General features: G+C 58.6%; 1 protein-coding gene. It reads left to right on the top strand.

Going from position 1 to position 1,587, the window contains the following annotated elements:
• Positions 1 to 256: 256 nt before the first annotated feature.
• A complete protein-coding gene (gene repB / locus EOA60_RS32105) occupies positions 257 to 1,270 on the top strand; it encodes a plasmid partitioning protein RepB (protein ID WP_128312566.1) in 1,014 nt (337 codons plus the stop codon).
• Positions 1,271 to 1,587: the final 317 nt, after the last annotated feature.

Genomic DNA, 1,587 nt, shown 5'->3' with positions numbered 1-1,587 from the left:
ACATACGATCGCGCGATGGAGGCGATGGAGGCCGTCAACGGTGAGATTGAAGGGCTGATCAAGAATGCGTGGGGGCGGTCATGAGGGTGACCACCTTGGTCTCATCAATGCCCCTCGTCTCGTTGGGAGCTCCCAACTTGCGTGCAGGACCTCGGCTCGCTCGCAGTTTTCGCGACTGGCCGCCTAAATTGTCGGGCCGCGTTGGGAGCTCCCAACAAAGGTATACGCGTTTCATCGGCATCCCAGGGGGCTTGCTATGAGTCGCCGGGATGCGATCAATTCCCTGTTCCTGAAGAAGCCCGAGACCCCTGCCCCCTCGCCGGTCAAGGCACCCGATCGCGTGCGTACGGGAGCCATTGCAGCGATGGGCTCATCACTGCAGGAAATGACGGAAAGCGTTAGAGCGGCCGATCGCCTGCAGCAACAGCTGGCTTCAGGTGAGGCGGTTGTTTCGCTGGAACCCGGACAGATTGACGGGTCAGTAATAGCCGATCGCATTCACATTGACGTCGATCCGGGCTTCGATGAGCTTGTGGCCAGCATCGCCGAGAATGGTCAGCAGGTCCCCATCCTGGTCAGGCCGCACCCTGAAAAAGCTGGCCGGTTCCAGATCGCCTATGGGCGACGGCGTCTGCGAGCGGCAGCTCAACTGGGCCGCCCTGTACAAGCGATCGTGCGCAATCTCACCGACAATGAGCTTGTGGTCGCGCAAGGTCGCGAAAATCTCGATCGCAACGATCTCTCATTTATCGAGAAGGCACTGTTCGCGAAGCACCTAGAGGACGCCGGTTACGATCGGCAAACAATCATCGCCGCTCTGTCTACGGACAAGGGAGATCTGAGCCGCTACATAGCGATCGCTCGGCGTATCCCAGAGGCAATGTTGCGACGCATCGGGCCCGCGTCAAAAGTTGGCCGAGCGCGTTGGCTGGGTCTGGCAGAGCGTCTTGGCGATGCCAAGACGACCGCTCTGATAGAGCGCGTATTGAACGACCCTGCTGTCCTCGCAATGGACAGTGACACTCGGTTCCAAGAGGTCTGGAAGGCACTCAGCAAGCCGCAGCGTCCCACGACAAGCAAGGCGAGCGCTTGGTTGACACCTGATGGCAAGCGCGCGGGTCTTCTGGAGCGCCGCGGCGGTAAGACCGCAATTGTCTTCAACGATAAGGTCGTTCCGAAGTTTGCGGTCTTCGTATCAGGCCGTCTTGACGACCTTTTTTCGGAATTTTCGGAGTTGAAAAGCAAGGAGGAGAAGCGGGACCAAAACTGATCTGCCAGCAGGTTAGCTCTTGTTGGCAGGCAGGGTAGACAATCGAAACGAGCAAAGAAAAAAGGCCCCCGGAAGGATTCCAGAAGCCCTTTCTCGTCTGTGTAGCGACAACGAGAATCGCACTTCCCGGAATCGCAGTCAAGAGTCCAAGTGGCTCGGCGCCGTTCGGCGGCAGATTTTCTTTGCCTAGCGATAGGTGAAGGAACATGGGGACTCATATTGCAACGACGCCCTTTGGGCGGCGGCCGATGACGCTTGGCCTGGTTTCAAGCCAGCTCACGGCCAAGACGGTGAAACACGACGCCACGGTCTCGAAG

Source organism: Mesorhizobium sp. M1A.F.Ca.IN.020.06.1.1, assembly GCF_004023265.1.
Classification (GTDB): Bacteria; Pseudomonadota; Alphaproteobacteria; order Rhizobiales; family Rhizobiaceae; genus Mesorhizobium.
This window is presented reverse-complemented; position numbering and strand designations above follow the sequence as displayed.

Excerpts from the sequence above, each read along its gene's own strand:
- repB (WP_128312566.1), top strand. The coding sequence starts at position 257 with ATGAGTCGCCGGGATGCGATCAATTCCCTGTTCCTGAAGAAGCCCGAG.